The 24441-nt window shown below is 69.7% G+C and carries 28 protein-coding genes, 1 other RNA gene and 1 pseudogene; 21 read left to right on the top strand and 9 right to left on the bottom strand.

From position 1 onward, the window contains the following. Window positions 1–128 precede the first annotated feature (128 nt). Entirely contained in the window at window positions 129–578 is a 450-nt protein-coding gene (locus EDC36_RS05400; protein WP_132962223.1) for an acyl-CoA thioesterase, read from the bottom strand. 20 nt (window positions 579–598) lie between these two features. Between EDC36_RS05400 and EDC36_RS05395 the strand changes: the two genes are divergently transcribed. From EDC36_RS05395 to EDC36_RS05370, 6 genes are all read left to right on the top strand, one after another. Next, the gene (locus EDC36_RS05395) at window positions 599–2467 is read left to right on the top strand and encodes an ABCB family ABC transporter ATP-binding protein/permease (protein ID WP_132962222.1); all 1869 of its coding nucleotides are present in this window, start codon (window positions 599–601) and stop codon (window positions 2465–2467) included. Window positions 2468–2503: 36 nt separating this feature from the next. Continuing rightward, a complete protein-coding gene (locus EDC36_RS05390; RefSeq protein ID WP_132962221.1) occupies window positions 2504–3445 on the top strand; it encodes a LysR substrate-binding domain-containing protein in 942 nt (313 codons plus the stop codon). A 73-nt stretch (window positions 3446–3518) separates the two neighbouring features. Beyond that, window positions 3519–4421 (top strand): amino acid ABC transporter substrate-binding protein, encoded by a 903-nt coding sequence (locus EDC36_RS05385; protein WP_132962220.1) that lies wholly within the window; start codon window positions 3519–3521, stop codon window positions 4419–4421. Window positions 4422–4510: 89 nt separating this feature from the next. Then, a complete protein-coding gene (locus EDC36_RS05380; RefSeq protein WP_132962219.1) occupies window positions 4511–5269 on the top strand; it encodes an amino acid ABC transporter permease in 759 nt (252 codons plus the stop codon). Window positions 5270–5271: 2 nt separating this feature from the next. Continuing rightward, on the top strand, window positions 5272–5943 hold the full coding sequence (locus tag EDC36_RS05375; protein ID WP_132962218.1) for an amino acid ABC transporter permease: 672 nt from the start codon (window positions 5272–5274) through the stop codon (window positions 5941–5943). A 53-nt stretch (window positions 5944–5996) separates the two neighbouring features. Beyond that, window positions 5997–6734, top strand: a complete 738-nt coding sequence (locus EDC36_RS05370; protein ID WP_132962295.1) for an amino acid ABC transporter ATP-binding protein — start codon at window positions 5997–5999, stop codon at window positions 6732–6734. Window positions 6735–6856: 122 nt separating this feature from the next. On the opposite strand, the gene EDC36_RS05365 is transcribed toward EDC36_RS05370, so the two are convergent. Genes EDC36_RS05365 through EDC36_RS05345 form a run of 5 tightly spaced genes read right to left on the bottom strand, consistent with a single transcriptional unit; the run spans window position 6857 to window position 10071 of the window. Next, window positions 6857–7846, bottom strand: coding sequence for a sulfurtransferase (locus EDC36_RS05365; protein WP_132962217.1), 990 nt, complete (start codon window positions 7844–7846; stop codon window positions 6857–6859). A 41-nt stretch (window positions 7847–7887) separates the two neighbouring features. Then, window positions 7888–8544 carry a DUF6969 family protein gene (locus EDC36_RS05360; protein WP_132962216.1) on the bottom strand — a complete coding sequence of 219 codons (657 nt, stop codon included), beginning with the start codon at window positions 8542–8544 and terminating at the stop codon, window positions 7888–7890. 42 nt (window positions 8545–8586) lie between these two features. Continuing rightward, the gene (locus EDC36_RS05355) at window positions 8587–8847 is read right to left on the bottom strand and encodes a hypothetical protein (protein WP_132962294.1); all 261 of its coding nucleotides are present in this window, start codon (window positions 8845–8847) and stop codon (window positions 8587–8589) included. 60 nt (window positions 8848–8907) lie between these two features. Next, a complete protein-coding gene (locus tag EDC36_RS05350; RefSeq protein WP_207895056.1) occupies window positions 8908–9552 on the bottom strand; it encodes a DUF6691 family protein in 645 nt (214 codons plus the stop codon). A 12-nt stretch (window positions 9553–9564) separates the two neighbouring features. After that, window positions 9565–10071: a YeeE/YedE thiosulfate transporter family protein gene (locus tag EDC36_RS05345; RefSeq protein ID WP_132962214.1), complete on the bottom strand. Its 507-nt coding sequence runs from the start codon at window positions 10069–10071 to the stop codon at window positions 9565–9567. Between the two features lie 95 nt (window positions 10072–10166). On the opposite strand from EDC36_RS05345, the gene pyrC reads away from it, so the two are divergent. The 5 genes from pyrC to EDC36_RS05320 all read left to right on the top strand — a co-directional run bounded on the left by pyrC (window position 10167) and on the right by EDC36_RS05320 (window position 13830). Further along, a complete protein-coding gene (gene pyrC, locus EDC36_RS05340) occupies window positions 10167–11216 on the top strand; it encodes a dihydroorotase (RefSeq protein WP_132962293.1) in 1050 nt (349 codons plus the stop codon). Window positions 11217–11271: 55 nt separating this feature from the next. Continuing rightward, window positions 11272–12132 (top strand): endonuclease/exonuclease/phosphatase family protein, encoded by an 861-nt coding sequence (locus EDC36_RS05335; RefSeq protein ID WP_132962213.1) that lies wholly within the window; start codon window positions 11272–11274, stop codon window positions 12130–12132. Window positions 12133–12266: 134 nt separating this feature from the next. After that, entirely contained in the window at window positions 12267–13136 is an 870-nt protein-coding gene (gene htpX, locus EDC36_RS05330; RefSeq protein WP_132962212.1) for a protease HtpX, read from the top strand. A gap of 25 nt (window positions 13137–13161) precedes the next feature. Further along, entirely contained in the window at window positions 13162–13581 is a 420-nt protein-coding gene (locus tag EDC36_RS05325) for a putative toxin-antitoxin system toxin component, PIN family (RefSeq protein ID WP_132962211.1), read from the top strand. Between the two features lie 3 nt (window positions 13582–13584). Further along, on the top strand, window positions 13585–13830 hold the full coding sequence (locus tag EDC36_RS05320) for a toxin-antitoxin system HicB family antitoxin (RefSeq protein WP_132962210.1): 246 nt from the start codon (window positions 13585–13587) through the stop codon (window positions 13828–13830). Window positions 13831–13838: 8 nt separating this feature from the next. On the opposite strand, the gene EDC36_RS05315 is transcribed toward EDC36_RS05320, so the two are convergent. Beyond that, window positions 13839–15698 carry an NAD(P)/FAD-dependent oxidoreductase gene (locus tag EDC36_RS05315; protein WP_132962209.1) on the bottom strand — a complete coding sequence of 620 codons (1860 nt, stop codon included), beginning with the start codon at window positions 15696–15698 and terminating at the stop codon, window positions 13839–13841. Window positions 15699–15837: 139 nt separating this feature from the next. Between EDC36_RS05315 and rnpB the strand changes: the two genes are divergently transcribed. Next, window positions 15838–16174, top strand: an RNA gene (gene rnpB, locus EDC36_RS05310) — RNase P RNA component class A. 29 nt (window positions 16175–16203) lie between these two features. On the opposite strand, the gene EDC36_RS05305 is transcribed toward rnpB, so the two are convergent. Further along, on the bottom strand, window positions 16204–16551 hold the full coding sequence (locus EDC36_RS05305; RefSeq protein ID WP_132962208.1) for a c-type cytochrome: 348 nt from the start codon (window positions 16549–16551) through the stop codon (window positions 16204–16206). Beyond that, window positions 16551–17453 (bottom strand): annotated as a pseudogene (locus EDC36_RS05300) (MBL fold metallo-hydrolase); the annotation flags it as partial. The gene EDC36_RS05305 and the pseudogene EDC36_RS05300, both read right to left, overlap by 1 nt. Before the next feature lie 203 nt (window positions 17454–17656). Here EDC36_RS05300 and EDC36_RS05295 point away from each other — a divergent pair. The 9 genes from EDC36_RS05295 (at window position 17657) to EDC36_RS05255 (ending at window position 24382) form a co-directional block, all read left to right on the top strand. Further along, on the top strand, window positions 17657–18310 hold the full coding sequence (locus EDC36_RS05295; protein ID WP_132962292.1) for a YiaD family glycine zipper/OmpA-like lipoprotein: 654 nt from the start codon (window positions 17657–17659) through the stop codon (window positions 18308–18310). Then, window positions 18310–19191, top strand: a complete 882-nt coding sequence (dapF, locus tag EDC36_RS05290; protein ID WP_132962206.1) for a diaminopimelate epimerase — start codon at window positions 18310–18312, stop codon at window positions 19189–19191. Before EDC36_RS05295 ends, dapF begins: the two co-directional genes overlap by 1 nt. A gap of 31 nt (window positions 19192–19222) precedes the next feature. Continuing rightward, complete coding sequence (locus EDC36_RS05285; protein WP_132962205.1) at window positions 19223–19921, top strand: DUF484 family protein; 699 nt, start codon at window positions 19223–19225, stop codon at window positions 19919–19921. 20 nt (window positions 19922–19941) lie between these two features. Then, on the top strand, window positions 19942–20916 hold the full coding sequence (locus tag EDC36_RS05280) for a tyrosine-type recombinase/integrase (protein WP_132962204.1): 975 nt from the start codon (window positions 19942–19944) through the stop codon (window positions 20914–20916). Between the two features lie 92 nt (window positions 20917–21008). Further along, complete coding sequence (locus EDC36_RS05275; RefSeq protein WP_132962203.1) at window positions 21009–21440, top strand: DsrE family protein; 432 nt, start codon at window positions 21009–21011, stop codon at window positions 21438–21440. Further along, entirely contained in the window at window positions 21421–21759 is a 339-nt protein-coding gene (locus tag EDC36_RS13170) for a hypothetical protein (protein ID WP_165902816.1), read from the top strand. The genes EDC36_RS05275 and EDC36_RS13170 overlap by 20 nt, the downstream gene beginning before the upstream one ends. 18 nt (window positions 21760–21777) lie before the next feature. After that, entirely contained in the window at window positions 21778–22098 is a 321-nt protein-coding gene (locus EDC36_RS05265; RefSeq protein WP_390616964.1) for an OsmC family protein, read from the top strand. 173 nt (window positions 22099–22271) lie between these two features. Next, window positions 22272–23786 carry a DNA recombination protein RmuC gene (locus EDC36_RS05260; RefSeq protein WP_207895054.1) on the top strand — a complete coding sequence of 505 codons (1515 nt, stop codon included), beginning with the start codon at window positions 22272–22274 and terminating at the stop codon, window positions 23784–23786. Further along, complete coding sequence (locus EDC36_RS05255; RefSeq protein WP_132962201.1) at window positions 23783–24382, top strand: sigma-70 family RNA polymerase sigma factor; 600 nt, start codon at window positions 23783–23785, stop codon at window positions 24380–24382. The genes EDC36_RS05260 and EDC36_RS05255 overlap by 4 nt, the downstream gene beginning before the upstream one ends. Window positions 24383–24441: the final 59 nt, after the last annotated feature.

Here is a 24441-nt window from a genome sequence, read left to right as displayed (position 1 = left end):
TCCTGCCCCGTGGCAGGTCGAGGGGGTTGTTGGGGCGGGTGCAGCGGCACCAATCCCAACGACGTCCTGATGGACTTCGGGCCGCCCCGGGTGTTCCCGCGGCGGCCCTTTTTTTCCGGGTGGGACCGTCAGCCACGGGCCGCCGGCGCGTCAGCGGCCGGCTTGGGCACCGGGCGCGGGCGGCCCTGCTCGTCGATGGCGACGTAGGTCAGCGTGGCCTCGGTGACTTTGACACACTGGTACTGGGGGCGTTGGCGCTCGGCCCACACCTCGACCTTGACCGTGACCGAGGTGTGGCCAATGCGCTCCACGTGGGCGTAAAAGCTCAGCAGATCGCCCACCTTGACCGGCTGCTTGAAGACGAACTGGTTGACCGCCACGGTGGCAAAGCGCCCGCCCATGAAGCGCGCCGGCAGCACCGAGCCAGCCAGATCCACCTGCGCCATGACCCAGCCGCCAAAAATGTCGCCGTTGGCGTTGACGTCGGCGGGCATGGGGATGACGCGCAGCACCAGTTCCTTGTCGGTGGGCAAGCCGGGCGACGGCGTGCCCGGCGGTACGATGCGGTTTGTGTCCATACCCCGAATTGTCCTGCACCATGCGTGAACGTGCGCTGCCGGCGCGTGCCTTGCCGGCCCCACCGGGCTCCCCACCCACGCCGGGCGAAGACGCCCGCACCCTGCGCCGCCTGTGGCCGTACCTGTGGCGGTGGCGCTGGCGCGTGGGTGTGGCGCTGGCGCTGATGGTGGGGGCCAAGCTGGCCACGGTGGGCGTGCCGTTGCTGCTGAAGGCGTTGGTGGACGCGCTCAACCCCCTGCCGGGCCTGGGCGCGCAGGGCAGCGCGCTGGTGCTGGTGCCGCTGGGGCTGGTGCTGGCCTACGGGGCGTTGCGCTGGTGCGCGTCGCTGCTGAGCGAGTTGCGCGAGGTGGTGATGCTGCGCGCCACCGAAGGCGCCACGCGCGCCATCGCGCTGCAGGTGTTCGAGCACCTGCAGGGCCTGAGCCTGCGCTTCCACCTGGAGCGCCACACGGGGGCGCTGTCGCGCGACATCGAGCGCGGCACACGCGCGGTGCAGTCGCTGGTGTCGTATGCGCTGTACAGCGTCGTGCCCACGCTGATCGAGGTGGCGCTGGTGCTGGGGGTGCTGGCGTTCAAGTTCGACCTGGGCTACGCGGCCATCACGCTGGCGGCGCTGGTGCTGTACGTGGTGTGGACGGTGCGCATCACGCAGTGGCGCACCGGCATCCGGCGCGAGATGAACGAGCTCGAGTCGGCCAGCAGCGCGCGCGCCATCGACGCCCTGCTCAACTACGAAACGGTCAAGTATTTCAACAACGAGGCGTGGGAGGCGCGCCGCTACGACGAGAGCCTGCAGCGGCTGCGCCGCGCGCGCGTGCGCACGCAGGCGTCGCTGTCGTTGCTCAACGCCGGGCAGCAGCTGATCATCGCGCTGGCGCTGGTGGCGATGCTGTGGCGCGCCACGCAGGGCGTGCTCGACGGCCGCATGACGCTGGGCGACCTGGTCATGATCAACGCCTTCATGATCCAGCTGTACCTGCCGCTCAATTTTTTGGGTGTGCTGTACCGCGAAATCCGCCAAAGCCTGACCGACCTTGGGCGCATGTTCGCCCTGTTGGACCGCACGCCCGAGGTGACCGACGCGGCCGACGCGCGCGAGCTGCGCTTGACGCACGCGCCCGAGGTGCGCTTTGAGGGCGTGCACTTCGGCTACGAGCGCGCGCGGCCCATTTTGCACGGTGTGGACCTGGTCATCCCGGCGGGCCGCACGGTGGCGGTGGTGGGCGCCTCGGGCGCAGGCAAGTCCACGCTGGCGCGGCTGCTGTTTCGTTTCTTTGACGTCGGCCTGCCTGGCGACGACCCAGCGGCGCGGGCGGCGGCCGGTCGCATCACCGTCGATGGGCACGATATCCGCACGCTCACCCAGGCCAGCTTGCGCCGCGCCATCGGCATCGTGCCGCAGGACACGGTGCTGTTCAACGACACCATCGAAGTCAACATCCGCTACGGGCGCCCCGAGGCCAGCTTCGACGAGGTGCGCGAGGCCGCGCGTGCGGCGCACATCCTGGACTTCATCGAGAGCCTGCCGCAGGGTTGGCACACCGTGGTGGGCGAGCGCGGCCTCAAGCTGTCCGGCGGCGAAAAGCAGCGCGTGGCCATCGCCCGCACGCTGCTGAAAAACCCGCCCATCTTGGTGCTGGATGAGGCCACCTCGGCGCTGGACTCGGCCAACGAGCGCGCCATCCAGGCCGAGCTGCGTCGCCTGGCGGCACAGCGCACGACGCTGGTGATCGCGCACCGCCTGTCCACCATCGTCGATGCGCACGAAATCGTCGTGCTCGACGGCGGGCGGGTGGTGGAGCGTGGCACGCACGCCGAGCTGCTGGCCGCCGGCGGCCACTACGCACGCCTGTGGGCGATGCAGCAAAGCGCGCACGTGGCCCCGTGAGCGCGCCACCCACGCCGCAAACCGGAGGCGCAAAGCATGGAAACCAAGTGGTTGGAGGATTTTGTGACGCTGGCGCAAACCGGCAGCTTCAGCCGCGCCGCGCAGTTGCGCCACGTCACACAGCCGGCTTTTTCGCGCCGCATCCAGGCGCTGGAAGCGTGGGCCGGGGTGGACCTGGTGGACCGCAGCTCGTACCCGACGCGACTGACCGAAGCCGGCCGCACGCTGCACGCGCAGGCGCTGGAGATGCTGCAGCAGCTGCACACCACGCGCGCGCTGCTGCGCCAGCACAGCGCCGTGGCCAAGGACACGGTGGCGTTTGCCGTGCCGCACACGCTGGCGTTCACGTTTTTTCCGGCGTGGCTGGCGCGGCTGCGCCCGCACCTGGGCACGGTCAAGACGCAGCTGGTGGCGCTCAACGTGCACGACGCGGTGCTGCGCTTCACCGAGGGCGGCTGCGACCTGCTGCTGGCGTACCACCACGTGTCGCAGCCGCTGGAGCTGGACCCGCAGCGCTACGACATGCTCACGTTGGGTCGCGAGGTGGTGGCGCCTTTCGCGCGCCCCGGCCCCGACGGACAGCCGTGCGCGCGCCTGCCCGGCAGCGCGCGCGCGCCGGTGCCGTACCTGGCGTACGCGCCGGGCGCGTACCTGGCGCGGGTGGTGGACTGGGTGCTGCGCCAAGCGGGCCAACCCGTGCACCTGGAGCGGATCTACGAAACCGACATGGCCGAAAGCCTCAAGGCCATGGCCATCGAAGGGCATGGCGTGGCCTTTTTGCCCACCAGCGCCGTGCAGCCCGCGCTGGCCGATGGCCGGCTGGTCAGCGCCGCGGGCGACGAGGCGGCGCGCTGGTGCGGCGAGCTTGACATCCGGCTGTACCGCCCGCGCGGCGACCGCCTCAAGCCGGCTGCGCAGCGCCTGTGGGACGATGTGTACCGCTTGCACCACGGCACGGCCCCGCGGGGGCAGGGTTGATACGGTGACCCAGCGCGCGCGAAAACGGTAAGATGCGCACACTTTCGCTCTCAACCCGAGAAAGGATCGCAGCATGAAACGCACCTTGCTTGCGCTGGCCCTGACGGCAGCCGCGGCCACCGCCGCCCACGCCCAGGCCAACGACACCCTGGCCAAGATCAAGTCCACCGGCGCGGTCACCATGGGTGTGCGTGAATCGTCGGGCGTGCTGTCGTACACGCTGGGCGACGGTCGCTACACCGGCTACCACGTCGAAATCTGCCAGCGCGTGTTGGCCGACATCCAAAAGCAGCTGGGCCTGGCCAAGCTGGAGATCAAGTACCAGCCGGTGACGTCGCAAAACCGCATCCCGCTGGTGCAAAACGGCACCGTGGACATCGAGTGCGGCTCCACCACCAACAACACCGCGCGCCAGCGTGACGTGGCGTTTGCCGTGACCACCTTTATCGAGGAAGTGCGCATCGCGGTCAAGGCCAACTCGGGCATCCAGTCGATCAAGGACCTCAACGGCAAGACGGTGGCCACCACCACCGGCACCACCTCGGTGCAAACGCTGCGCAAGCACGAGCGCGCCGGCGGTGTGGACTTCAAGGAAGTGTTCGGCAAGGACCACGCCGACAGCTTCCTGCTGCTGGAGTCGGGCCGCGCCGACGCGTTCGTGATGGACGGCTCCCTGCTGGCAGGCCTGATCGCGCGCGCCAAGAACCCGGCCGACTTCAAGATCGTGGGCGAGGTGCTCAGCGTCGAGCCAATCGCGATCATGTTCCGCAAGGACGACCCGGCGTTCAAGAAGGCCGTGGACGACTCCATCATCGCGATGATGAAGTCCGGCGAGATCGCCAAGATCTACGACAAGTGGTTCATGCAGCCCACCCCGCCCAACGGCGTGCGCATGAACATGCCGATGAGCGAGGCGCTCAAGGCCGCCATCGCCAACCCGAACGACCGCCCGATGGAGGCGTACCAGACCAAGTGACGGTCTGACGCCCGCGTCGCGTGTGCACCCCCGAGCGCCGCCCGCGGCGCGTCGGGGTCTTTTGTTTGGTCACCTCGGAGTGTCTACGCATGCAATGGGACTGGCAGGTGTTCTGCGAGGACACCATCACGCGTGAGGTGCAGCCACGCTGCTTCGGGCAGGGGGGCGACATCACGTACCTGGACTGGATGCTGTCGGCCTGGGGCTGGACGGTGTCGGTGTCGTTGTTGGCGCTGTTGCTGGCGCTGCTGGTGGGTTCGGTGGTGGGCACGCTGCGCACGCTGCCCGGCGCGCCGTGGTTGGTGCGGCTGGGCAACGCGTGGGTGGAGCTGTTTCGCAACATCCCGCTGCTGGTGCAAATCTTTCTTTGGTACCACGTGATCCCGGCGTTGGTGCCGCCGCTCAAAGGCGTGCCGGGGTTTGTGCTGGTGGTGGTGGCGTTGGGCCTGTTCACCTCGGCGCGCATCGCCGAGCAGGTCAAGTCCGGCATCCAGTCGCTGCCGCGCGGGCAGCGCAACGCGGCGCTGGCGCTGGGCCTGACGCAGGCGCAAGCCTACCGCCACGTGCTGCTGCCGATGGCGTTTCGCATCATCATCCCGCCGCTGACCAGCGAGGCGATGAACGTGTTCAAAAACTCCTCGGTGGCGTTTGCCGTGTCGGTGGCGGAGCTGACGATGTTCGCCATGCAGGCGCAGGAAGAAACCGCACGCGGCATCGAGATCTACCTGGCCGTCACCGGCCTCTATGTGGTGTCGGCGTTTGCGATCAACCGGCTGATGGCGTTCATCGAGCGGCGTGTGCGGGTGCCGGGCTTCATCGCCGCGGGCGGCGCGGGTGGAGGGCACTGACGATGCTGGACAACCTCGACTGGTCGTTTTACCGCTGGGACGTCATCGGGCCGTTCGTGGCCAAAGGCTTGCAGTTCAGCGTCATGCTCACCGTGGTGGCCACGCTGGGCGGCATCGCCTTGGGCACGCTGCTGGCGTTGATGCGGCTGTCCGGGCGGCCCTGGCTGGTGTGGCCCGCCACCGTTTATGTCAACGGCATGCGCAGCATCCCGCTGGTGATGGTGATCCTGTGGTTCTTTTTGTTGGTGCCGCTGATCATCGGCCGGCCCATCGGCGCGGAGCTGTCGGCGGTGATCACCTTCATCGCGTTCGAGGCGGCGTACTTCAGCGAAATCGTGCGTGCCGGCATCCAGTCCATCCCGCGCGGGCAGGTGTACGCGGGCCAGGCGCTGGGGCTGACCTACGGGCAAAACATGCGCTACGTGATCCTGCCGCAGGCGTTTCGCAACATGTTGCCGGTGTTTCTGACGCAGACCATCATCCTGTTTCAGGACACCTCGCTGGTGTACGCCATCGGCGCGTACGACCTGCTCAAGGGCTTTGAGGTCGCGGGCAAAAACCACGGCCGCCCGATCGAGGCCTACCTGGCCGCCGCCGTCGTCTATTTCGTCATTTGTTACAGCCTGTCGGCGCTGGTCAAGCGGTTGCATGCGCGCATCGCCATCATCCGCTGACCCTGGCGCCGCGTTTTGACCGAACACCCAAGGATGTCGTCATGGAACGACCGATGATCGAACTCAACAACGTGTCCAAGTGGTACGGGCCGGTGCAGGTGCTCCACGGCTGCTCCACCCGTGTGCGCAAGGGCGAGGTGGTGGTGGTGTGCGGGCCGTCGGGCTCGGGCAAGTCCACGCTGATCAAAACCATCAACGCGCTGGAGCCGATCCAGCAGGGCGAAATCTGGGTCAACGGCGAGCCGGTGCACGACCCGCGCACCAACCTGCCCAAGCTGCGCGCGCGCGTGGGCATGGTGTTTCAGCACTTCGAGCTGTTTCCGCACCTGACGGTGACCGAGAACCTGACGCTGGCGCAGGTCAAGGTGCTGGGGCGCAACCCCACCGACGCGCAAAAGCACGGCCTCAAGTACCTGGAGCGGGTCGGCCTGCTGGCGCACAAGGACAAGTACCCGGGCCAGCTCTCGGGCGGTCAGCAGCAGCGCGTGGCCATCGCGCGCGCGCTGGCCATGGACCCGATCGTGATGCTGTTCGACGAGCCGACCTCGGCGCTGGACCCCGAGATGGTGGGTGAGGTGCTCGACGTCATGGTCAGCCTGGCGCAGGAGGGCATGACGATGATGTGCGTCACGCACGAAATGGGCTTTGCGCGCAAGGTCAGCGACCGCGTCATCTTCATGGACGTGGGCGGCAAGATCCTGGAAGACTGCACGAAGGACGAGTTTTTCGGCAACCCCGAGGCGCGCCAGCCGCGCACCAAGGACTTCCTCAACAAGATCCTGTCGCACTGAAGCGGTGCCTGCCGCGGCGGCCTGCGCGGGCCGCCTGTGCCCCCCTTGACAAACGACAAGGGCTCCCTGCGGGGAGCCCTTGTTGCACGTGGATCCCAGGGCGCGCTGCCCCGTCGGCCATCTTACATCGCGGCCGGCACCGGCGCGTTCATGGCGCGTTTTTCCAGCGTCCACTGGTGCAGCGAGCCATCGTAGTTGCGCGCCTGCGCGTTGCCCAAGATTTCCGACGCGATGAACCACGGCAAAGACGAATCGTTGCCGCTGTTGCAGTACGTGATCAACGGCTTGGTCGGGTCCACCCCTTGCGCCTGGAACACGGCGCGGTACACCTCGGGCTTGAGCAGGCGGATCACGCCGCCGCGCGTCACGTACAGGGTGTCCAGTGGCACGTTGCGTGCCCCGGGGATGTGGCCATAGGCGTACACGTAATCACGCTTGAAGATGCCCAGGTACATCGCCGTGGCGCGCGGGTCGACCAGTTGCACATCTTTCTTTTCCATCGCCGCTGCCACGTCGGGCGAATCGGCCACGTAACGCGCCAGCCGATCCGCCGTCGCACGCCACGTGCTCGCCAGCGTCGCCGGCGCCTCCTTGCTCCATGGCCGGCCTTCCAGCAGCCACGCCACCATGCCGCCTTCCAGCATGGCCACGGGGGTGTCGGCGTACGATTTGAGCAGAATGTACAGGCGGGCCGCGTCGTTGTAGTCGGCGATCTTTTGCCCTTCCGGCACCAGCACGATGGGCTTGTCGGCCAGCACGCCGACCGCTTGCATCACTTTTTCAAACGCGGCCCGCTCGGGCAACATGTAGCTGACTTTGTTGCCGTTGATCTCGCGCTGGGTGCGCAGCTCCTTGGCCACGAACAAGCGGGAGCCGGGGATGTGGCCGCCAAACTCTTCGAGCTGCTTCTTGCCGTCCTTGGTGGTGACGACTTCGGGCTCGCTGGTGAACGACTTGGGGTCGTTGCGGATTTCGATGACCTGGACGTTGGCCAGGTTGTCGGCCAGCCACTGGGTGCTGACCACGGGGCCAGGCAGCGTGGTTTGGGCCCAGGCGCTCAGCGTGAGCGCCGCGCCGCCCAGGGTGGCGGCGATGCGGTGAATCAGTCTCATGGGGGTTCTCCTGTCGTCGTGATGAAAACTGCACGGATGGCTCACACCAGCCCCAGCCGTTGCAAGCGCGCGGGCAGGCTGGCGTCGGTGTGGCTCAGGACCTCGATGGCGCGGTCGTCGAGCACCTGCCGCAGCGAGCGGCGGCCGCGATGCCGGGCCAGCGCCGCGTCGCGTGCGTGCAGCAGCGCCACCAGCTCGTCGGCAAACAGCTGCACCATCGCGGTCAGCCAGCGTGCCACGGGGGCCAGTGGGCCGCGCTGGGCGATGCGGTAGCCCGGCAGGCGCTCGATCAACCGCGCCGCGGGCAGCCAGCGCCCGGCGGTGACCCAACCGTTGGTGGTGAACCAGCGCAAAGGCTGGCCGCGCGCGTCCAGCGCCAGCGCGGCCAAGTGCACATGCTCGCCCGGCGCGGCGCCGTCCCAAAACAAGTGAAAGTGACCATGCTCCGCCGGTGCATCCGGGCCCCAGCGGTCGGCGCCGTGCGCGTGGTAGTAAAAGCGCGTACCGTGCACACGGTCGACCGCGTCGTGGGTCGGGTGGTGGCGCAGCACCTCGAAGCGGCGCGCCCCCGCCAGCGCCGCGTGCGCCAACGTCTGCCCGCGCTGGGCGTAGCGCAGCGGCACCTGCAGCGCCACGCGCGCCCACGGCAGCAGGGCGTGGGTTGGCGCTTCGGGCGGCTGGGGTTGGCGCATGTCCATGGCCGGTGACCGATGGCGTCGAGGCACCCGCCGTTCAGAGGCTCAGCGCGTCGGCGCGCAGGGGTTGGGCGCGCACGGGTTGCTGCTGTCACCGGTGCGCTTTTTCTTCTTTTTCTTTTCGCCTGGCGCGCACGGGTTGCCTGGGGCACAGGGGTTGCCCGCGCCTTGGGTGGCAGCGGGCTTGCCATCGGCCTTGGGGCCTTGGGCCGACTGCGCCATCGCCGCCGGGGCCACCAGGCTGGTGGCCAACAGCAACGCGCTCAGGCTGTGCGCCAGGGTGGGGGAAGATGGGGTTTGGGGCATCGTCACGGTCCTTCCTTCAAAAGTGGCGCCACCCCGTGGGGCCGAGGCGCCGGGTTGGGTTCAGGGGTTCAAGCGCGCCGCGGCGCCGTCGCCGTGGTCCTCGGTGGTGCCACAGCCCGCTTCGCCGCAGGTGGCGGTTTGCGCGTCGATCGGGCCGCCCATGCGCTGCTCGAACCAGCGTCCCAGGTAGTACACGCCTACCAGGGCGGCAGCCATCGCGCCGATGATCCACCACGGCGAGATGCCCCAGGCGTCGTGCAGCGTGTCGCCCGATTCGACCTCGGCCATGCTCATGATCGCTTCGATGGCGGGGCCATACAAGCCGGCAAAGGCAAACGTGCCGATCAGCAGTCCGACCAAAAACACCAGCGCGTCCAGCCGCCCGTTGGCCACGCCCACCACCGACGTGCCCGGGCAGTAGCCACCGATGGCAAAGCCGGCCCCGACCAACACCCCACCCACGGCCGAGGCCATCATCAGCGAGGTGGGCACGAACACCGCCTCCAGATCCAGCCAGCCGAGCTGGCCCAGCAGCTGCAGCCCCGTCGCCGCCACCACGATGGCGGTGAACATCACCTTGAGCACCGACCAGTCACGCAGCGTGAACTGGCCGGTCAGCTTGCACGGGCTGCCAAAGCCGGCGTTTTCCAGGATGTAGCCAAACGCCACACCCACCAGCAGCGCGGAGCCTACGGTTTCGGTCATCGGCCACATCGTTCACACCCCCTTGACCACGCGGCTGACCACCAGCCCCGTGACGAAAAACGCGCCCAGAAAGACAAACGCCGCGATCGACAGCGTGGCCGCGCCCGACAGCCCCAGGCCGCTGGTGCAGCCGGCCGCCACGCGCGCGCCAAAGCCGGCCAGCATGCCCCCCACCAGCGCGGTGGCGATGCGCTTGCCGGTGCCCACGCGCCGGGCGCCGTCGAGCTGCACGCGCAGCCGGCCCGCCATGAAGGCCGACAGCAGCGCCCCTGCAAACACGCCCAGCACCTGCCAGGTGATCCAGCCGTCAAGGATGTCGGGCCGCGCCATCGGCCCCAGGTAGGCGTTGGCGCCGATGGCTTGCGGCGCCACCTGCAGCCCCAACCAGGCGCTCAGACGCGTGGTGAAGCCGGTGGCCCCCAGGCCGTGCCCGGTCAGCACGAACGTGGCCAGCAGCGTGACCCCCAGCGCCACCCCGGCCAGCCAAGGGTTCCAAAAGGGTTTGGGTGTGGTGTTCATCGATACGCGCTCCGATGCAATACGGGGCATAGTATATGAACGGTGCGCTGCGGTTGCAATCGGGCGCAACCGCAGGCCTGCGGCCCGGTGCGACAATGCGCGCCATGAGCGCGCCCGACACCCTGACCCTGATCCGCCCCGACGACTGGCACACGCACCTGCGCGACGGTGCGGCGCTGGCCACCACAGTGCCGCACACCGCGGCGCAGTTTGCGCGGGCCATCGCCATGCCCAACCTCAAGCCGCCGCTGACCACCGCCGCGCAGGCCGAGGCGTACCGCCAGCGCATCCTGGCCGCGCGGCCACCCGGCGCGGCGTTTGAGCCCCTGATGACGCTGTACCTGACCGACAACCTGCCGCCCGACGAGATCGAGCGCGCGCGGGCCGCGGGCGTCGTTGCCGTCAAGCTGTACCCAGCCGGGGCCACCACCAACAGCGACGCCGGCGTGACCGACCTGCGGCGCACCTACCGCACGCTGGAAGCGATGCAGCGCCAGGGCTTGCTGCTGTTGGTGCACGGCGAAGTCACCGACCCCGACGTCGACGTCTTCGACCGCGAGGCGGTGTTCATCGAGCGGGTGCTGGAGCCGCTGCGGCGCGACTTCCCGGCGCTCAAGGTGGTGCTGGAGCACATCACCACCCGCGACGCCGCCCAGTACGTGGCCGACGCCGGCCCCAACCTGGCCGCCACCATCACCGCGCACCACCTGCTGTACAACCGCAACGCCATCTTCAGCGGGGGGCTGCAGCCGCACTACTATTGCCTGCCGGTGCTCAAGCGCGAGGAACACCGCCGGGCGCTGGTGGCCGCCGCCACCAGCGGCAGCCCCAAGTTTTTCCTCGGCACCGACAGCGCCCCACACCCCGCGCACCTGAAGGAATGCGCCGGCGCCTGCGCGGGCTGCTACACCGCGCCCGCGGCGCTGGAGCTGTACGCCGAAGCGTTCGAAGCCGCTGGCGCGCTGGACAAGCTCGAAGGTTTTGCCAGCCTGCACGGCCCGGCGTTTTACGGGCTGCCGGTCAACACCACCCGCGTGACGCTGCGGCGCCAAGACTGGACGCTGCCCGACAGCTACCCGCTGGGCGAAGCCGTGGTCAAGCCGTTGCGCGCTGGGCAGACGCTGCGCTGGCGGCTGCAGCCTTGACGCCCGCGGCGGCGGCCGCAGGCACCGCATCGCCCCCGTGCTGAAGGAGCCGATCATGCGCATCCTGACCTGGAACGTGCAGTGGTTTCGCGGCCTGGACGGTCGCGTCGACGTGGCGCGGGTGCTGCAGCACGCGCTGCGTTGGGGCCAGCAGCCGCATGTCATCGGCCTGCAAGAGGTGGCGCAACACTGCCCCGGCCTGGACGGCGCAGGGTGCGCCGACCAAGTGGCGCAGGTGCGGGCTTGCCTACCCCGCTACGAGGTGTTTTTCGCGCCCGCGGTGGACGACTGGCGCCCCGGACTTGCGCAGCGGCAGCGCTTGGGCAACCTGATCGCCACGCGCCTGCCGGTGCTGCGCGTGCACCCCATGGCGCTGCCTTACCCGGCCGACCCGACGGTGCCCTCGATGCCGCGCGTGCTGGCGGCGCTGACGGTGCTGGCGCCGTGGGGCCCGCTGCGCGTGGGCTGCACGCACTTGGCGTACTACAGCGCCCGCCAGCGCCTGGCGCAGGCACAGGCGCTGGTGGCGTGGCAACACGAGGCCGCGCAGGTGGCCGCCGCGCCCCCCGCCACGCGCGACGAGCCGCCCGACCAACCGTTCCAAGCCCGCCCCCACGCCGCCGATGCGGTGCTGATGGGCGACTTCAACGCCCCGCCGCACGATGCCGCCTACCACGCGCTGGTGGGGGGCGCGCCGCCCGTGTGGTGGGACGCCTGGACCGTGGCCAACCCCGGCCGGCCGCAACCGCCCACTTTTCGGGTGCACGAGGCGAATGCCGCTGCCGTCACGTGCGACTACGTGCTGGTCACGGCGGGGCTGCGTGCAAGGGTGCGTCGGGTGGTGGTGGACGAAGCCACCACGCTGTCCGATCATCAGCCGCTGCTTATGGAACTTGCGCCGTCCGTGACGATCTGACAGCCGCGGTCCCCGGGGGGGCTGCCCGCGGGCGTGCCAACGCCGGCAGCGGGCGGCCATCTTGCCGGTTGACCAACGCAACCCCATATGATCGGTATCATCGATCCGCCTTTTCCACCCTCGACGGAGTTGACATGAAACGCATTGTGTTGCTGGTTCTGACCAACCTCGCCGTGATGGCGGTGCTGTTGATCACCACCCGCATCCTGGGGGTGGATCGCTTCCTGACCGCCAACGGCCTCGACACCACGGCGCTGGCGGCGTTTTCGCTGATCATCGGCTTTGGCGGCGCATTCATCTCGCTGCTGATGAGCAAGCCCATGGCCAAGTGGAGCACCGGCATGGTCATCATCGACCAGCCGCGCACGCCCGACGAAGCCTGGCTGCTGGCCACCGTGCGCAAGTTGGCCGACCAAGCCGGCATCGGCATGCCCGAAGTCGGCATTTACGAAGGTGAGCCCAACGCCTTTGCCACCGGCGCGTTCAAAAACGACGCCCTGGTGGGGGTGTCCACGGGCCTGCTGGCCAACATGACGCGCGAGGAAGTCGAAGCGGTGCTGGCGCACGAAGTGGCGCACATCGCCAACGGCGACATGGTGACGATGACCTTGATCCAGGGGGTCATGAACACCTTCGTCGTGTTCCTCAGCCGTGTCATCGGCTACGTGGTCGACAGCTTCTTGCGCCGCGGCGACAACGAACAGTCCGGCCCCGGCATCGGCTACTTGGTCACCAGCATCGTGATGGAAGTGGTGCTCGGCTTTTTGGCCGCCATCATCGTGGCGTGGTTCAGCCGTCAGCGCGAATTCCGCGCCGACGCCGGCGCGGCCATGCTGATGGGCCGCAAGCAGCCGATGATCAACGCGCTGGCCCGCCTGGGCAGGCTGGAGCCGGGCGCGCTGCCGCAGGGCATGCAGGCGCTGGGCATCACCGGCGGCCTGGGCAAGCTGTTTGCCACCCACCCGCCGATCGAAGAGCGCATCGCCGCGTTGCAGGCGCTGTGAGATAGGTGGAACGCTATACTGAGGTGTGCGCATCGTACTCGACACCTCGGTGTTGGTGGCGGCGGCCCGCTCACGTCAGGGCGCAAGCTATAAGATCATCCGCAGCCTGCCCCATCCGCGCTTCCAAGTTGCTTTATCGGTGGCTTTGTACATGGAGTGGCAGGCGGTACTGACCCGCGACGAGCACCGCCCCCCGGGCGTAAGTGTCGACGATGTGCTGGCCTATCTGCGTTACCTTGCGTCGATTGCGCATTTGCAGGACATTCACTACCGTTGGCGTCCTTACCTCCGTGATGCGGATGACGACATGGTTTTGGAGTGTGCGGTGGCGTCGGCCAGCCGGTACATCGTGACACACAACACCGGCGATTTTCGCGGAGTCGAGCGGTTGGGTGTGCAGGCCATCACGCCCGCGGAGTTTTGGGCCTTGTGGCAAGGAACATGAACCATGGGTGCGGTCACGGTGCGTTTGCCCTCGGCGGTACACGCCAAAGTCAGTGAGTTGGCCTCGCGCGAAGGCATCTCGATCGATCAATTCGTAGCCAGCGCTGTGGCGGAAAAAATGGCGTGTGTGCTGACGTTGGATTTTTTGCGGCACGAAGCGGCGCAGGGGCAACGCGCCGCTTTTGATCGCTACCTGGACGCGGTTCCTGACGAGCCGCCCGCGGGGCCTGATCGGTTGCCAGGATCGTGAGTGCCGCCTCACCCGTACGCCAGCGCGCTGCGCGGGATGCGGTCGAGCGGCGGTGGCGCGACGCCCAGCAGGTGGCAGCCCAAGGCCTCGGCGACGCGGATGCCATCCACGGCCGCCGACAAAATACCGCCGGCGTAGCCCGCGCCTTCGCCGGCGGGGTACAGCCCGGCGGTGTTGGGGCTTTGGTGGTCGACGCCACGCGCCACCCGCAGCGGTGACGAGGTGCGCGTCTCGACGCCGGTGAGCACCGCGTCGGGCAGGTCAAAGCCCGGCAGTTGGCGCGCCAACGCCGGGATGGCCTCGCGCATCGCTTGCACGGCCCATGGCGGCAGCACGGCCGCCAAGTCAGCAGGCGTCACACCCGGCTTGTACGATGGCTGCACCGCGCCCAGCGTGGCGCTGGCGCGGCCCAGCACAAAATCCTGCACCCGCTGCGCCGGGGCGTTGTAGTTGCGCCCGCCGGCGACAAAGGCTGCGCTTTCCAACTGTCGTTGCAGCACCACGCCCGCCAGCGGGTGGACCACGCCCTGCGCGGCCAGCGCCGCGGCTTGGTGCGCGTAGCGTGCGCCGGCCTCGTCGCCGAAGGCGGCGACCCAAGCGGCACGGCCAACGTCGCCGCAGTCGGCCGGCTGCAACCCCACCACCAACCCGGCGTTGGCGTTGCGCTCGGCACGGGAATACTGGCTCATGCCGTTGGTGACCACCCGCTCGGGCTCGCTGGTGGCCGCCACGACGGTGCCGCCCGGGCACATGCAAAAGCTGTACACGCCGCGACCGTTGCCCGCATGGTGCACCAGTTTGTATGCGGCGGCGCCCAGCAACGGGTGGCCCGCGTGGCGCCCCCAGCGTGCGCGGTCGATCAGGCTTTGCGGATGTTCGATGCGCACCCCCACCGAAAACGGCTTGGCCTCCATCGCCACGCCGGCGGCGTGCAAGGCCTCGAACGTGTCGCGCGCGCTGTGGCCCAGCGCCAGCACCACATGGGTGGCGGGCAGCTCGTGCACCTGGTCGCTGGACAGGTCGCGCACACGCAGCGCGCGCAGCCGCCGGCCGTCGGCGTCTTCGTGCAGCAGCAGCGCCTCGACGCGCTGCTCGAAGCGCACCTCGCCCCCCAGCGCCTCGATGCGTGCGCGCAAGCCCTGCACCACCTTGACCAGCTTGAAGGTGCCGATGTGCGGGTGGGCTTCGTACAGGATCTCGGGCGGGGCGCCCGCCGCCACAAAGGCCTGCAGCACCCGCCGCCCCAGGTGACGCGGGTCCTTGACCTGGCTGTACAGCTTGCCATCGGAAAACAACCCCGCGCCGCCCTCACCAAACTGCACGTTGGACTCGGGGTTGAGCACGCGCCGCCGCCACAGCCCCCAGGTGTCCTGCGTGCGGCGCCGCACCGGGCGGCCGCGCTCCAGCACGATGGGGCGCAGCCCCATTTCGGCCAACGTCAGTGCGGCAAAGATGCCGCACGGCCCAAAGCCCACCACCACCGGCCGCACGGGGCTGCGTTCGGCCCATCCGGCCGGGGCGACGGCCGGGGGGCGCCAGGTCATGTCGGGCGTGGGCTGCACGTGCGGGTGGCCGCGCAGGCGTTGCAGCACCGCAGCTTCCTGCGCGGGGGCGGCCAGCGCCACGTCCACGATGTACACGGCGCGCACCTGGGCGCCACGGGCATCGAAGGCGCGCTTGTGCACCTGCAGCGTGGCGATGGCATCGCCGGCCACCCCCAGGGTCTGGGCGGCCAGCTCGCGCAGCGCCGCATCGGGGTGCGGGGGTGGCGCACGGTCGGCGTCGGTTTCGGACGGTGCGTCAGCAGGGCGGCGCTCGGGCACCGGCAGCGCGTCCAAGGGCAGCTTCAGTTCGGCAATGCGGATCATCGTGGGTCCTCTGGGCCCGTGGTCATCGGGCAGCTCGGGGGTGGATCAGGCGCGCATCTTACGTGCTGTGGCAGCCGGCCGTGGTGCGCGCCGTTGGGTGGCCGGCAGCTTGGGCGGGCTTGGGTGATAATGTCGGCGTGAAGCTCGCCAGACCGCCGCTGGCGCACCAGCCCGCAAGGGCGCGCTGGAGGAACGTCCGGACTGCACAGGGCAGCGTAGGAGGTAACGCCTCTCCACCGCGAGGTGAGGATCAGAGCCACAGAGACGAGCCGGTTCAGACCGGGGTGAAACGCGGCAATCTCTACGCGCAGCAACACCAAGTAGGCCAGCCTGGGGGCAACCCCTGCCTGTGGCCCGCAGGCCGCGCTGGCGGGTAGGTGGCATCGAGCCGCTCGGGTGACCGGCGGCCCAGAGGAATGGCGGTCACGCGGGGCTTGCCCCGCGCACAGAATCCGGCGTACCGGCGGGCTTCACTTTTTTCAAAGGGGTGCTCCGCCGGCTGCCCTCAGCGGGCACCGGCGGCGATCCAGCGCACCAGTTGCAGTGACTCCTCGGGGGTCAGCTTTTCGTGCGCGGCGATGCCGCCGAGCAAGCGGTGCTCGCACAGGCGCTCGGCCTTGCGCGCCAGCTCGTCGGCGCTCAGAGGGGCGTAGCGCTGCGCCAGCGTGGCCAGGGTTGGCGCCTTGCCGCGCGGAGGATCACCGTGGCAGTTGAGGCAGCCTTTGTCCACGGCCATGGCGGCATCGGCGCGGACGCCTCCGGGCAGACCGGCGCTGGTCAGCACCAGCACCCACGGCAGCAGCGTCAACCGCATGCGCACGGCGGCGCAGGGGATGACGGCCATGGTACGCATCAGACAGCCTCCTTGTGCATCCAAGCCTCAAAGCGAACCCGGTCCAGCCGCTGCAAGTGCGCCAGCAATGACCGCCGGGCCATCGGCCACAACTCGGGCGACACGTCGTCGTAGGCGTGCGCCACCCACGTGTCCAGGTCGGCGTCGGGGTGCGCGGCCAGCACCTGCGCAATCTTGGCTTCGCGCCGCAGGCGGTGCTGCACCAACTGCGCGATGGCCGTGGCCGGCTCGCCCAGCACGCGACCGTGCGCTGGCAAAATGGCACGCACACCAGCGGCGTCGCACAGCGCCCGCAGCCGCTGCAGCGAGGCCAGGTACGCGTCCATGTCGCCATCGGGCGGGTCAATGACGGTGGTGCTGCCGTTGAGGATGTGGTCGCCACTGAACAGCAGGCCGTCTTCTTCGAGCAGCAGGCACACGTGGTTGGCCGCGTGGCCCGGCGTGTGCAGCGCCAGCAGCGTGTGGCGCGGCTGGCCGTCCGGGCCGTGCAGCTGCAGGCGTTCACCGTCGGCCAGCGCGCGCTCGGGCACAAAGTGGCTGTGGGCGCGCGCCGTTGCGGCGCTGGGCAAGCCCAGCACCGGCGGCTTAGGCCGTCCCGCCGCCATCACCAGCGCCTGCAGCGGGTACGCGCCCGGCGCGTGGTCGGGGTGCGAGTGCGTGCAGACGATGGCGCGCACGTCCGCGCCAGCCGCGGCCAGCAGGCGCTGCAGGTGCGCCGGGTCGTGCGGGCCGGGGTCGATGACGATATGCCCCGTGGCGGCGCTGCCGACCAGGTAGCTGTTGGTGCCAGGGCCGGTCATGCGACCTGGGTTGGGGGCGGTCAACCGCTGCACGTGCGCCAGCAGCGCCACCGCAGCGTCGTGCTGCCACGGGGCCGCGTCGGGCGCCAGTGCGGCCGGCTCCAGAGGAGCGCGCGCCACGGTGGGGGCGGGTGTTGCAACCATGTGACCAGATGTGAGCGACGTTGCCCCGCGTAACCGCTGGCCGGCGCCGTGCTGGTCAGCGTCAAGGGCCTGGGGCACAATGGTAAACGTGCGGCGCGCAGCGTGCACAACCCTCGCACGACAAGGAGTTCATCATGCAACATCTCACCGGGAAACGGCCCATGGTCAGCGGCGGCTTGGCCACCGCGGTGGTGCTGGCCGTGCTGGCCAGTGGCTGCGCCAACATGAGCGAAGAGCAAAAATCCGGCACCGCCAAAGGGGCGATGATCGGGGCGGCGGCCGGGGCGGTGCTGGGGGCCGTGACCGACGGCAGCAAAGGCGCGGTGCGCGGCGCGGCCATTGGGGCGGGCGCAGGGGCGCTGGGCGGCTACGTGTGGTCCAGCCGCATGGAACAGCAAAAGCGCGAGATGGAAGCCGCCACCGCCGGCACCGGCGTGGCCGTGACGCAGACCGCCGACAACCGCCTCAAGCTCGAAATCCCGAGCGACATCTCGTTTGACGTCGGCCGCGCCGACATCAAGCCCAACTTCCGCGGCGTGCTCGACACCTTTGCCGACGGCCTCAAGCGCAACCCCGCGGCGCGCGTCACCATCATCGGCCACACCGACAGCACCGGCAACGATGCCGTCAACAACCCGCTGTCGATCAACCGCGCCGCGGCCGTGCGCGACTACCTGGTCAGCCGTGGCGTGGCCGTCGGGCGCATCGCCATCGACGGGCGCGGCTCGCGTGAACCCATCGCCAGCAACACCACGCCCGAGGGACGCGCCCGCAATCGGCGGGTGGAAATTTTCGTGGCGGAGCAAGCCAGCTGATGCGCCTGCCCTTCACCAAGATGCAGGGCGCGGGCAACGACTTCATCGTGCTCGACGAAACGCGCCAGCGCTACCACCTGACCCCTGCGCAGTACCGCTGGCTGGCCGACCGGCACTTTGGCGTTGGGGCCGACCAGATCCTGACCGTGCGGCCCGCGCCCAGCCCCGATGTGGACTTCGAGTACGTGATCCACAACGCCGACGGCGGCGAAGTCGAAAACTGCGGCAACGGCGCGCGCTGCTTTGTGCGCTACGTGCACGACGCCGGGCTGACCCCCAAGCGCAGCGTGCGTGTGGCCACGCGCTCGGGCGTGTTGACGCTGCAGCTGCAGGACGACCGGCGTGTCACGGTGGACATGGGCGCGCCCGTCTTCGAGGCCGAGCGCGTGCCCTTTGAGCCCGCCGGCCTGACGCCGCAGCCCGAGGGCGATTGGCTGCGCTGGTCGCTGGACGTACCGGCGGTGGCCGCGCCCGTGCCGGTGGCGGTGCTGTCGATGGGCAACCCGCACGCTGTGCTGCGCGTGGACGACGTGGACACCGCCCCGGTGGCCGACTGGGGGCCGCGCATCGAAAGCCACGCCCGCTTCCCGCGGCGTGTCAACGTGGGCTTCATGCAGGTGCTCGACCGTGGCCACGTGCGCCTGCGCGTGTACGAGCGTGGCGCGGGCGAAACCCTGGCCTGTGGCACCGGCGCCTGCGCGGCGGTGGTCGCCGGCATTCGTCTGGGTTGGCTGGACGAGCGGGTGGACGTGGCGCTGCGCGGTGGCGTGCTGACCATCGAATGGCCCCGTCAGCGCGAGGGGCTGGCCGCGCACGTGCGCATGACCGGCCCGGCCGAGCCGGTGTTCACCGGCATGGTGGACGTGCCCGCGCTGCCCTAACGCGGCCGCGCCTGTTGCACAATGCAACGCCATGAACGCCCCCGCCGCCTTGCAACCCATCACCGAAGACGACATCGCCCAGTTCCTGCTGAACCGGCCGGATTTTTTTGAGCGCCACGCCGAGTTGCTGGCCGCCGTGCAGTTGACCAGTCCGCTCACCGGCCGCGCGGTCAGCCTGCTGGAGCGACAAGTCGAAATCCTGCGCGAGCGGCTGCGTCAGTGGGAGCGGCGCGCCGCCGACATGGTGCGCCATGGCCAGGACAACCAGGCCCTGCTTGATCGGCTGCACCGCTGGACCTGCACCCTGCTGGCCGAGCCCGACGCGGGCGCGCTGCCCGCCCGCATCGTCGAAGGGCTGCAGCAAACCTTCGCCGTGCCCCAGGTGGCGTTGCGCTTGTGGGGGGTGGCGCCGGCCTGGGCGGAGGCGCCTTGGACCGCCCCGGTGGATGACGAAGTGCGCGCCTTCGCGCAGTCGCTGCCGCAGCCCTACGTGGGCGCCAACCCGGGGGTGCAGGCCGTGCAATGGTTGGACGACCCTGCGGCGGCGGCCTCGGTGGCTTTGCTGCCGCTGCGCCCGGCCGCGCAGGCCGCGGCCTGCGGCTTGCTGGTGCTGGCCAGCCCCGACCCGCAGCGCTTCGCGGCCGACGCAGGCACCGACATCGTGCAGCGGCTGGCCGAACTGGCCGGCGCCGCCGTGCAGCGCCTGGTCGAACCCGCGGCGGCGCACTGACCCGGCCTGGGGGGCGCGCGATGGATAAGCCCGACGACGCGGCCCTGCTGCAGGCGTACCTGGACCACGTGCGCGTGCAGCGGCGCCTGGGCGCGCGCAGCCAGCAGCTCTACCGCACCCACCTGCAGGGCCTTGTGCAACGTGCGCACGCCGAAGGGTTGACCCTGCTGACCGTGGATCCCGCGCACGTGCGCCGCTGGGCCGCGCAACTGCACGCCCAAGGGCACGCGCCGCGCGGCATCGCGCTGGTGTTGTCGTGCTGGCGTGGGCTGTACACCTGGCTGGGCCGCCAGGGCCTGATCGAGCGCCACCCCGTGCAAGGCATTCGCGCGCCCAAGGCCGCCCGCACGCTGCCCAAAGCCCTGCCGGTGGAAGCTGCGCTGCACCTGGTCGAGCGCGGCCAACCTGCCGACGGCGCGCCGGATCCCGCGGCCGCCGCGATCGCCCGGCGCGACCAGGCGATGGTCGAACTGCTCTACGGCAGTGGCCTGCGCCTGGGCGAACTGCTGGGCCTGGACGTGCAGCCCAGCCCGCACGCCCGCGGCTGGATCGACCTGCCCGGCGCCGAGGCGCACGTGCTGGGCAAGGGCGGCAAATGGCGCAGCGTGCCCGTGGGGCCGGCGGCGTGCGCGGCGGTGCAGGCCTGGCTGGCCGAGCGCCCTGCGCTGCAACCGCGGCCGGGCGAGCCGGCGCTGTTCATCGGCACGCGCGGCGCGCGCCTGACGCCGCAGGTGGCGCGCCGCAGCCTGGCGGCCTGGGCGCAGCGCGCCGGCCTGCCCCAGCACGTCCATCCCCACATGCTGCGGCACAGCTTTGCCAGCCACGTGCTGCAATCCAGCGGCGACCTGCGCGGGGTGCAGGAGCTGCTGGGCCACGCCAGCATCGCCACCACCCAGGTCTACACGCGGCTGGACTTCCAGCACTTGGCGCGGGTGTACGAAGCCGCGCACCCACGCGCACGCCGTGGCGGCGCGGGCAAGGGACCGGCACCCTGACCGAGGCGGCGTGTGGGGAAACCCCGGGGTGTAAAGGGTCAACGTTCGGCGGGACAATACGTCTCCCTTAGGGCAAAAGGAAGGAGATCGTCATGCTGCACCGCTTCGTGCGTTGGATGGCCTCGGTGTGCACGGGCCTGATGCTGGCCGCCACCGTCCACGCCGCCGAGCCGATCAAGGTCGTTTACCACCTCAGCGAGGGCATCCCCCAAGCTTCGCGCGCGATCGGCAACATCCGCAACCACCTCAACGCCGACCCCACGGCCAAAATCGTCGTCGTCACCCACGGTCTGGGCATCGACTTCCTGCTCGAAGGGGCGACCAACCAGCAGGATCAGCCGTTTGCCGGCGCAGTTGCCGATCTGGCCAACAAAGGCGTGGAGTTCCGCGTGTGCAACAACACCCTGGTGGCGCGCAAGATCGACGCCAGCAAGCTGCTGCCCGAAGCCAAGGTCGTGCCCTCCGGTGTGGCCGAAGTGGCCAAGTTGCAGGCGCGCGAGGGCTTTGTTTACCTGCGGCCGTAAGCCAACCGCTCGGCACGGCTCGATCGACCGTGCGTCGATTCAGGTGGATGCTGGCCGACTTGGCAATCGCCTCGCACGCGGCCCCCACGCCACGCTCGACGTTGCCGCGCGCGGCCTGCGCGGTTTCGATGTTGGCGTACAGCGCCCGGTACCGGCCTTGGGCGTTGAGGTGTTCCATCAGCGCCAGCAGCACGGTGGTTTTGCCCGTTTGGCGCGGCGCATGCAGCACAAAGTAGCGCTTGGCCTCGATCAGCGCCAGCACGTCGTCCACGTCCACCCGCGCCAGCGGGTCGAGCATGTAGTGGTCCTCGGGGCGTGAAGGACCGGCGGTGTTGAACTGCTTGTCGGGCATGATGGCTTCAGTGTAAACCTGCTGCTGGCGGCGCTGTCGGCGTGCATGATCAAGGGCATTGAGCGTGTGGCGCCGATCCTCAAATTCCAAGTCCGTGGCGTGGAGGTTCGCATGCACGGGGTGCGCCAGGACGTGCCGCCGCGCATGGCGTCGATCCGCTACGAAATCATCGTCGACACCGACGAGCCCGACCGGCGCCTGGCGCTGCTGCACGACAACGTGCGCAAGTACGGCACCGTGTTCAACACCGTGGCGCCGGGCACGGACCTCAGCGGCGTGCTGCGCCGCCAAGACGCCACGGCCTGAGCGTTGGCCGGCTTGGCGTGCGGCACGACGCTGGCCTGCCCATCCGGACCCGCCCGCGGGGAAAGGTGCCCCATCGCACAGCGGGCGGCGCGTGCGCGACAATCTGCCCAGACAGACGCGCGCGGGCAGGGGCGCATGTCCGGGCCTGCTGCGAAGGGAAGCGAGGTTGACCAATGGACGTGGGTGCAACGCTGCTGGCTGCCACGGCGGCCGCGGTGCTGGGGGCCGTGCTGGGCGCGGTGTGGATGGCGGGGCGGCAGCGTCAGCAGGCTGCGCTGGCGCTGCAAGCCGAGCGTGCGCAGGCCCAGGTGGAGCAGGCCCGGCTGCAGGAGCGGCTGCACGCGGCCAGCGCCGAGCTGGAGCTCACCCGCCAGGCGCTGCACGACGCGCGCACGCAGGCCACGCAGCAGCGTGATGAGCTGGACCGAGCCCGCGACGAATGCGCCCGGCTGCAGGCCCATGCCGAGCAGTTGGCGCCGCTGCAGGCCGAGCTGCGCGACACCCGCGTGCGCGCCGAGGCGCTGCAGGCCGAGGTGGCGCAACTGCAAACCCGCCTGCAGGAGCAGCGCGCCGCCTGGGACGAGCAGCTGCGCCTGCTGCAGGACGCACGTGCCACATTGACCGAGCAGTTTCAGAACCTGGCGCAACGCATCCTGGAAGACAAGGCGCAGCGCTTCACCCAGCAAAACCAGACCAACCTGGAGACGCTGTTGGCCCCGCTGCGCCAGCGGCTGGCGGATTTTCAGCAGGCGCTGCACGACAGCACCCACCGCGAAAACGCCGAACGCATCGCGCTGCGCGAGCAGGTCAAGCAGCTCATGCAGCTCAACCAGCAACTCAGCACCGAGGCGCGCCACCTGACGCAGGCGCTGCGCGGTTCGACCAAGGTGCAGGGCAACTGGGGTGAGCTGATCCTGGAGCGGGTGCTGGAAATGAGCGGCCTGCGCCGTGACCACGAATACCTGGTGCAAGACACCCAGCAGCGCGCCGACGGCAGCCGCGCCCAACCGGACGTGGTGATCCTGTTGCCGCAGCAGCGCCGGCTGGTCATCGACGCCAAGGTGTCGCTGCTGGCCTACGAGCGTTACGTCAATGCGGCCGACGACGCCACGCGCCAGCAAGCGCTGCGCGAGCACATCGAGTCGCTGCGCGCCCACGTGCGCGGGCTGGCGCAGCGCGACTACCACGCGCTGTATGGCCACGGGCTGGACTTCGTGCTGGCCTTCATGCCGGTGGAGCCCGCCTTCATGCTGGCGGTCGCGCACGAGCCCGACCTGTTCCAGGAGGCGTGGGACCGCAACGTGCTGCTCGTGGGGCCGTCGACGTTGCTGTTCGTGCTGCGCACCGTGGCGCACCTGTGGCGGCAGGAGGCACAAAACCGCAACGCTCAAGACATCGCCCGCCGCGGCGGCGAGCTGTACGACAAGCTGGTCGGCTTCACGGAAGATTTCATCAAGGTGGGCGAGCGCCTGCAGTCCGCGCAGACCAGCTTCGAGCAAGCCCGCAACAAGCTCGTGCAAGGGCGCGGCAACGTCATCCGCCAAGCCGAAATGCTGCGTGAACTGGGCGTCAAGCCCAACAAGGCGCTGCGCGCCGAACTGGTCGAAGCGGCGCTGGACGGCGAGGAAGCCCCGGTGCTGCCCCTGCCCCCGACCGCGGCAACCAACGCCGAAGCCCCCCGCCCATGACGCGCCCGCGCCGCCCTCCGTTGCAGTCCGACTACACCTGCGTCGTTCGCGCCTGGCACGCCCACGAGCGCGAGCTGCGCCGGCACCTGCTGCGCCACGTCGGCGACGAGGCGCTGGCCCAGGACCTGGTGCAAGAGGTGTTCGTGCGGGCGCTGCGCGCCGGGCGCGATTTTTGCGAGCTGCGCCAACCTCGGGCGTGGCTGTTTCAGGTGGCGCGCAACACCCTGGTGGACTGGGCGCGGCGGCAGCGCCCTAGCGAGCCGCTGCCGCAGGATGACGCGGCAGTGCCGGCCACGCAGGCCGATGGGGACGACGACACGTCGCCGGTGGACGCCTTGGCCGACTGCCTGGAAGCGGTGCTGGCCACGCTGCCAGCGGCCGACGCCGACATCCTGCGTCGCTGCGACCTGGAGGGCATGACCCAGGCCGCCTACGCCGCGCAGCATGGGCTGAGCGTGCCCGGCGCCAAATCGCGCCTGCAACGCGCGCGCCGACGGCTGGCCGAGGCCCTGACACGCCAGTGCGGCGTGCGCTTCGAGCGCGAGCGCGTCTGCTGCGTTGTCCCGCCACCAGGCCCGCCGCCCGACAGCGGCTAAGCGGCGGCAGCGACCGCGGCCCTGGGCTGCATCCTTTGGGGGGTGCTTGCGTCTTCTGC

Source organism: Tepidimonas ignava (genome assembly GCF_004342625.1).
GTDB classification, from domain to species: Bacteria; Pseudomonadota; Gammaproteobacteria; order Burkholderiales; family Burkholderiaceae_C; genus Tepidimonas; species Tepidimonas ignava.
The sequence above is the reverse complement of the archived record's forward strand: the minus strand, read 5'-3'. Positions and strand labels throughout refer to the sequence as shown.